The 6,860-nt window shown below is 37.1% G+C and carries 8 protein-coding genes, 1 tRNA gene and 1 pseudogene; 7 read left to right on the top strand and 3 right to left on the bottom strand.

The annotated features are described in order from the left end of the window. Positions 1-91: 91 nt before the first annotated feature. Positions 92-253: pseudogene (locus tag AC5I6P_RS06375) on the top strand (IS1/IS1595 family N-terminal zinc-binding domain-containing protein); the annotation flags it as partial. 8 nt (positions 254-261) lie between these two features. Here AC5I6P_RS06375 and AC5I6P_RS06370 read toward each other — a convergent pair. Together AC5I6P_RS06370 and AC5I6P_RS06365 are read right to left on the bottom strand one after the other, a co-directional pair. After that, a complete protein-coding gene (locus AC5I6P_RS06370) occupies positions 262-486 on the bottom strand; it encodes a hypothetical protein (RefSeq protein WP_495692915.1) in 225 nt (74 codons plus the stop codon). A gap of 623 nt (positions 487-1,109) precedes the next feature. Continuing rightward, positions 1,110-1,178 (bottom strand) — tRNA-Ser (locus tag AC5I6P_RS06365). Positions 1,179-1,247: 69 nt separating this feature from the next. Between AC5I6P_RS06365 and AC5I6P_RS06360 the strand changes: the two genes are divergently transcribed. The 3 genes from AC5I6P_RS06360 to AC5I6P_RS06350 all read left to right on the top strand — a co-directional run bounded on the left by AC5I6P_RS06360 (position 1,248) and on the right by AC5I6P_RS06350 (position 2,918). After that, positions 1,248-2,318 carry a site-specific integrase gene (locus AC5I6P_RS06360; protein ID WP_495692914.1) on the top strand — a complete coding sequence of 357 codons (1,071 nt, stop codon included), beginning with the start codon at positions 1,248-1,250 and terminating at the stop codon, positions 2,316-2,318. Positions 2,319-2,345: 27 nt separating this feature from the next. Further along, complete coding sequence (locus AC5I6P_RS06355) at positions 2,346-2,591, top strand: hypothetical protein (RefSeq protein WP_495692913.1); 246 nt, start codon at positions 2,346-2,348, stop codon at positions 2,589-2,591. A 66-nt stretch (positions 2,592-2,657) separates the two neighbouring features. After that, positions 2,658-2,918, top strand: coding sequence for a hypothetical protein (locus tag AC5I6P_RS06350; RefSeq protein ID WP_495692912.1), 261 nt, complete (start codon positions 2,658-2,660; stop codon positions 2,916-2,918). Between the two features lie 416 nt (positions 2,919-3,334). On the opposite strand, the gene AC5I6P_RS06345 is transcribed toward AC5I6P_RS06350, so the two are convergent. After that, on the bottom strand, positions 3,335-3,739 hold the full coding sequence (locus AC5I6P_RS06345; RefSeq protein ID WP_495692911.1) for a hypothetical protein: 405 nt from the start codon (positions 3,737-3,739) through the stop codon (positions 3,335-3,337). 357 nt (positions 3,740-4,096) lie between these two features. Between AC5I6P_RS06345 and AC5I6P_RS06340 the strand changes: the two genes are divergently transcribed. The 3 genes from AC5I6P_RS06340 to AC5I6P_RS06330 all read left to right on the top strand — a co-directional run bounded on the left by AC5I6P_RS06340 (position 4,097) and on the right by AC5I6P_RS06330 (position 6,781). Further along, a complete protein-coding gene (locus tag AC5I6P_RS06340) occupies positions 4,097-5,239 on the top strand; it encodes a hypothetical protein (protein ID WP_495692910.1) in 1,143 nt (380 codons plus the stop codon). Between the two features lie 203 nt (positions 5,240-5,442). After that, the gene (locus AC5I6P_RS06335; RefSeq protein ID WP_495692909.1) at positions 5,443-6,552 is read left to right on the top strand and encodes a ParM/StbA family protein; all 1,110 of its coding nucleotides are present in this window, start codon (positions 5,443-5,445) and stop codon (positions 6,550-6,552) included. Next, the gene (locus tag AC5I6P_RS06330) at positions 6,545-6,781 is read left to right on the top strand and encodes a hypothetical protein (protein WP_495692908.1); all 237 of its coding nucleotides are present in this window, start codon (positions 6,545-6,547) and stop codon (positions 6,779-6,781) included. The genes AC5I6P_RS06335 and AC5I6P_RS06330 overlap by 8 nt, the downstream gene beginning before the upstream one ends. The last annotated feature ends 79 nt before the right edge of the window (positions 6,782-6,860 follow it).

Genomic DNA, 6,860 nt, shown 5'->3' with positions numbered 1-6,860 from the left:
GTTGCTTTAACGATTGCCCCATCGCTAGAACAGTTGACGATACGTTTAATTTTTCGGCGTTGCATAATGGAGAGATGAATAAGGTGATTCTCTGCAGTGCCCGGAATGCCAGTCTACTCACATTCGGAAGAATGGAAAACGCAAAGACAAGCAAAATCATATCTGCGTGGACTGTGGGCGACAGTTCATCGATAGCTATGACCCCCCTCAAGGCTACTCGGAGGACGTCAAACGAGAATGCTTGCTGATGTACACGTACATTTAATGTGCGAATGTACACAGACATGGGTGGGCTGAAAGGGCAATTCGTCCTGTTCGCCATCCCTCATCGATTGCGTTGCAATCGCCTTCCCAGACATGGGTGGGCTGAAAGATGCCTTCACGAAGACATTTCTCTTTTAGCTCAGTGTTGCAATCGCCTTCCCAGACATGGGTGGGCTGAAAGACTCCATAGCGAAAGTCGTTTTTGTCGTTGCTGAGTTGCAATCGCCTTCCCAGACATGGGTGGGCTGAAAGTTTACTGCGCGATCGCGTTTCAACTATAAAACCTACGTTGCAATCGCCTTCCCAGACATGGGTGGGCTGAAAGATTTCAAGGCTGCGTTCATAATATCTATTCAGGAAATTTCAGATTTATGTACCTGTAGCATCCTAAGCATCACAAGAAATTGCGTTGCTCCAGCTACTGTAAATGGGGAGGACTGAAAGGCGCATCTTAATGGCATGATGCAATGAAACTAGCGTTGCCATTGAAGTGCAAAAAAGATAGAGAAAGAGATTAGCCATACTCTTATTTGTTGATCAAGCTTCTACTCAAGCAACGTTTGTTGAGCTGGAATAATGCACAATTAGCACGGAACTGATTTACGGTTCAGCAGACCACCTACACCGACACCAATCTGCAAGTTTTCAAACAACCTAGCAGAAATTGTTCGAAGCGACATTAATGTGCGAACCGTGAGATTAACGACAAATGCGACATTAATGTGTGAATAGCAAGAATCTATTGATTAACGACATTAATGTGCGAAACTACAGCCGAAACGCCAAAAATCGTCGAAAACGACATTAATTTGCGAATCGCGACATTTAATGTGCGAATGTACATATGGAGCTAAGCGGATTCGAACCGCTGACCCTCTCAATGCCATTGAGATGCGCCTCTCAATCATGCCTCCTGAAGCCCAATTCTGTAAGCACTCTATTTATGAAGGGGGATTGACCCTTGCATAGAGTTGCATAAAGAAATGAAGCCTTTAATCGTCAGAAAGAATTCTAATAGTTGCATTATCAGGTGGAACTATGATAATGATTCTTATTCTCTTACATGGGGTAAATACTCTGACCCTTCTGATAGAGCTAAGCTTGAATTAGCAGGTAAGTTAATCTACCAGGATTGCTTAACTAACAACTTTGATACTTCTCTCAATAAATATAAATGCTGGCTATTAGGGATTGTTCCAGACGTTAATAGTTACTCTAAAGTTAAGTGCCCCTCACTAATCACACTTTTAGAAGAACGTCTAGAGAATCTATACAGTAGTGCTGATCAATCAGTTCTGAATTTATTAAAGCAGTATAAAATCTCTGTTGATAATCCCTGTAAAGCTAAAGACTTTCTAAAGTGGATTCAGAATAGAGGAGTAGCTACATCCACTCAGAAACGCTATCTAGCCGTTCTACAAGTAGTTAGAAAAGATTTATTCGGTCATCTGAAGGTTAAATTAGAAGGTAAACCTAGACCTAGACCCCTTACTATTGAACAAGTACATAGATTTATAGCTGAATTAGAACGATCTCCTAACTACTGCCATTATGTAGACTTCTTTCTGTTTTTATTTAATTCTGGACTCAGGATTAATGAAGCTATAGGTCTTAGATGGCAAGACGTTGATTTAGATAATAGAGAGATTCAAGTTTATCAATCTCTAATAAGAAATAGAGGTAAAATCTCAACTCGAATTAGAAAAACCACTAAAACTTCAAAGCATAGAGTAGTTCCCATCAATAATAAAGTATGTGACATTCTTACTAATAGAAAGTCTAAGGATTCAAAAGGCTCAGACCTAATATTCTTATCTCATAAAGGTAAACCAATTGATGACCATACTCTAAGTCAAAGATGCTGGAGAATAACTTTAGAGAAGTCAGATATTCCACATCGACCTATGAGAGTAACTAGAAGTACTTTTGTTAGTCATTGTGCTGCTTCTGGAATGGAGCCTGCTAATATTGCTCAGATTACAGGTCACGATGTAAAGATTCTATATGAGAATTATTTAGGGGCAATCAATAAACCCATTCTACCTGAACTATAATTAGGCGTACAAAAGGAGATAAATAGTATGAAAGTCGAAATCAATTTAGATTGTGACATGAATCTATGTTTAACTTACCTACTTTTTGCAGTAGCGGCTGTAGAGATTGAGCCTCCTAAGGAAGACAATACGCTTATCTGCTACGAAAGGGATGTTGAAGGTAAGCCTCAAATTATGAAAATCGAAATAACTCCCTCAGAAATTGATGAATTAGATGAGCAGAGAATTAAATGGTATTTACAACGTAAGGATAGTTTAAAGAAGTCCCACTAATAAAATGATTGAATCTGTGGGTGTTGATTACGTTAAACTTAGAGTTATTCGCCTCCTTAATTAACCATGAAGATTCAAATAGATATCGACTCTGATAATACTCCTGTAGCTTGTGTACTCTTTGAGGTTAGTCTAAGAGGTATTTTGGGTGTAGATGAACTTGAAAATGATTTAAGTTTTAATTTGGAGGGTAAAGAAATACATATTTCTGAGAAATTAACAGTTGAAGAACGCCGTTATTTCAGGAAATGGTTTGAGAATTGGATTTACAGATATATTGCGAAGGAGATGCCCCTAATTGATCTTAAGAATCGCCCACATTCTTAAGCACCATTAAATCTAAACTTTGAGAGTAAATAAACCTACTCTCTTTTTTATGTATAACTTCCTGAACTTCTGTATCAGCTTCATCCAGTCAATTATTAATACTCTAAAAGTTAATCCATTAATCACCTTATCTATCATCTTCCTATTCGTCGATAAGACCCTATTCATAGCCTTCCTAACTGGAGCTATAGGATTTACATTAGGTGTAGTTAGTGGACGTTCTGACGGTATTCTAAGTACATATCAGACTGATGAAGAAACAGTACAGCAAATACTTTCAGAAGTTAATTCGCGTCGTTCAGAATTCTATTTAGATGAGGATGAGACTGATATATAAAAATAGAGAGAGAGTTAAGCCTCTACCAAAAGTACTTAACTCTCTCCAGTTATCCCTTAGATTATGCATCAGTGAGGCTTCAATCATCCCACTGAGTTCTGTCAACTTGATACCAAATTACTACATCAGATATATTACACGCACCTTGACTGCACCTGAAAAATACTGTAACGGGATTGCCATGCTGATTAAAAGCAGGCAGGAAGTTAAATGACTCCCAGTAAACAGTTCTTATATTGGCTGGAAAAGAACCATCAAACATAATGGCTTCATCAGTTATGTCATCGAGATAAACTCTAAAGGAAGTTGCCTCTGAAGTCGTAATCTTAAAGGCTAGGACTGGTTTTCTTGATCCCCCCGTCACGACAATATCATCAGGAACTCCAAATTCTAACTCTTGATTACTATTTGAGCCTGTACCAGTAAGCGGAAAAGATGCATCAGAAAGGACTTGGTAGTCAGCAAGAGAAGTACTATTAGCCATAGAATCTGCTCCAATCTGTTAACTGCTTCTAGGCTAGATTCTTAATGAATTAAGTACATTACCCACATGGGTACTATTCAATAGGTTGAGCTATAAGGAATGAATTTAACTTCCAGACACCCCTATATATTGAAGTAAAGGAATCTACTAAATCTACATGTAGTTAGTGTAGTTATCTTGTAATATTTTTAATTTTTGAAATGTAGATGTAATTAAACCTCAATTAGAGAGTTACTAATTGAGGTTCTTTTATTGGCAGTTATAACGCCCACTTTCTAAATATCAATCCTGATAAATTCATGAATATGGGAGTAAAAACATATCCTTAATCAATATTTATAAAACTGAATAATTCGGATGAATACTACTTTAAATTTAAAAGATTCTATTCTCGCTAAAAATCCTAATGCTGATATAACCATTATTTCTAAACTTACAGATTTAATTGAAAAGCATAATATCAGTTGGGTTCCTAGTTCAAGTAAAACTGGAAGCTACTTTATTATGAGTGAGCTTAGTATAGCTAAAGGACTTACTAAGGATGATTATCAAAAGCATTGGGCTTGTGAAAAGAAAGAATCGACGACATCCGAAGAAGGGATGTCGTCAGAATGCAGCCCTAGCAACACTTCTGACAACCGCTATCAAAGAGCGGTCGTCAACCCTAACCTTAAGCCAAAACCTGTAAGACCTTCTGAATCCACGAGTTCTGAAAAAGGGAACCCGTCACTACCTGGTAAAAGCTTCAAGTTAGAAGGTGCAAAACTTAAGACTTTTAAGAGACTCTACCTTGAATGTACAGGTAAAGACTTAGGAAGAATTAATTCTATTTGGGTTGGCGACTTTGAACATGCCTACAGCTACTTAGTTCAAGGATCTACAGAAGCGGCTCAAGGTTTTCAATCCTTAGGTTCTGATGCGATCACTCAAGCAGCCCTAGAGCCTATTGAAGATGTGACTCGTAGAGAGCTTAATGGGATTGGCCTTTCTGAGGAACAGATTCAGGATCAACTTCTATTACTCTGCAATCACGGTTACTACAAACTGGAACCAGAACAGAGTGTAAAAGACTTTCCTCAAAGTAAATGTGTAGTTAGAAGGTTTGACCTAGTTCACAAACGTCCTGACAAACACAAACGTAAAGTAGTTACAATCTACGAACTGAAGAGAAACGTAATTGATCTCTGTGACGTTATCACTACGATTGAAGCTAAGCGCTATGTAGAGCTAGGCAAGTTAGCTTACAACACTGAGCATGTGAAGCTAATTATGGTCGCTCCCTTTGGTGGTACTCAAGAAGCCTGTATGAAAGCGGCTGAGTATGGTATTGAAATTATGACCCTTCAAGTTTTAAGTAATGAACTAATGAAGTCAGCTTTAAGGAAGCATCCATTAGATCCTTACTTTGTAACTGAAACATTAGCTAAGAAGTTTGAAAAGATTCTATCTAACCCTGCTTTACCTGCTGCTAAGCCTGCACCTATTCTAAAGTCTGCTTAAAATAAAACCTAAATTAAATTCTGAACCCTTCTATTAATTAGAGGGGTTTTTATTGTATTTACCCTTATATCTATTTGTATCTAATCATATTCAATTAGATATATTCTGATTCTTTTTAACCTTCACCTATTGCTTTTATGGATTCATTTATATACTATTAGATAAGAAAGGAGAAAAAAGTATTCATTTGTATTAAATTAGATATGTCACTAATTGAAGGTAATTTAGAGGAATTAGAAATGAGTTCAAATTTATTTGTTGGTTTTGATATTGGCAACTTACATTCTCGTGTTTCAGCTAATGAGTTCAAGAATATGAGTGAGAGCTATGTACTTGAATTAGAAGCAGGAACTTACCCTAAAGCATTCAAATGCATTAAAGATAGTAGTGACTCTAAATTTTGGGAGAATAAAGAATTTCTAGTTGGTAAGCCTGCATTAGATTTTAATCCTAAAAGAGGGGATAGAGTTCTAGATGATAATGACCATAAAGCTAAATTGGCTCTACCACTTCTTGTAGCTTTAGTGTGGGAGAAGATTGAGACTGAAGACACTTTAATTCAATTAGGTATATCAGTTCCTAATGCTTCAGCACTAGAAGATAAGGTTATAAGCCACTTAAAAGGAAGGTTTAGATTTGAGTTTAATGGGGTCAAGAAAACTTTTCAGATTAAAGTAGTTAAGGTTTATTTTGAAGGTCAAGGTGTCATCAAGCAGCAAAAAGGAATTGATAGAAACATTCTAATGCTTGACTTAGGTTCAGACACCTTAATTGTTTCTCAGTTTGAAGGTTACGCCTGTAAGAATAGTATCCCTTTAGAAAGTGCTGGAGTCCGTTCATTAATCACTAATATCATCGGCTCTCCTGAAATTAACTCTCCTAAATATCTAGGTAAGACTCCCACTTTTCAGGAAGTTCTAGATATGTTTGAACGTAATACTCCTTATGTAATTGACGGTGTAGAAATTACAGAGCTTGTCAATAAGTTAGCCCTTACTTGGATCACTGAAGGACTTAAGGAGAGTAAGAGAGTGATGAAGAATGCTTTCCTTGATTCAAGCTCTTTAGTCGCTACAGGAGGAGGATGTGAGATTCCAGTAGTTAGTGACTTTCTAATTAGTAACGGCTTCAGAGTCGCTTCTAATCCCATCTGGGATAACGCTGATGGAATGGTGCGAGCAGTTGGTCAGAAGTTTGAAACTAGTATTACTTTAGGGAATTTCAATAAAGCCAGAACTAAAAAAGCTTCTAAAAAGATTAGTAATGTAGTTGATATCAAATCTAAAGCAGTTGAGGTACAGATTAATGGCTAATCCAGTATCTCAAATGAAAGTTAATCAAGAGATGATCAATCGGGTAAAGCAGAAGTGTAATCCTAACTTTATTGGAAATGATAGGCAGTTTATTGAATGGCTTTTAACTAATATTGATGCAGGTATTCACCCCTTTTCTCAGACTATAACTGACAGTCATATTAAGGAAGCCCCTGAAGTCATAGAGGAGGAAGTAAAGCAGACTGGTTGGCAAGATGATGAAATGTAGATAACCTAAAAAGTATAATTCCGTCTCCACAATGATGTGGAACCCAGACCATACGGTACTTTCAGACACAAAAAAAGAC

The sequence above is a fragment of the Myxacorys sp. genome (assembly GCF_059501405.1).
This window is presented reverse-complemented; position numbering and strand designations above follow the sequence as displayed.

Excerpts from the sequence above, each read along its gene's own strand:
- AC5I6P_RS06360 (WP_495692914.1), top strand. The coding sequence starts at position 1,248 with ATGAAGCCTTTAATCGTCAGAAAGAATTCTAATAGTTGCATTATCAGG.
- AC5I6P_RS06355 (WP_495692913.1), top strand. The coding sequence starts at position 2,346 with ATGAAAGTCGAAATCAATTTAGATTGTGACATGAATCTATGTTTAACT.
- AC5I6P_RS06350 (WP_495692912.1), top strand. The coding sequence starts at position 2,658 with ATGAAGATTCAAATAGATATCGACTCTGATAATACTCCTGTAGCTTGT.
- AC5I6P_RS06345 (WP_495692911.1), bottom strand. The coding sequence starts at position 3,739 with ATGGCTAATAGTACTTCTCTTGCTGACTACCAAGTCCTTTCTGATGCA.
- AC5I6P_RS06340 (WP_495692910.1), top strand. The coding sequence starts at position 4,097 with ATGAATACTACTTTAAATTTAAAAGATTCTATTCTCGCTAAAAATCCT.
- AC5I6P_RS06335 (WP_495692909.1), top strand. The coding sequence starts at position 5,443 with ATGTCACTAATTGAAGGTAATTTAGAGGAATTAGAAATGAGTTCAAAT.
- AC5I6P_RS06330 (WP_495692908.1), top strand. The coding sequence starts at position 6,545 with ATGGCTAATCCAGTATCTCAAATGAAAGTTAATCAAGAGATGATCAAT.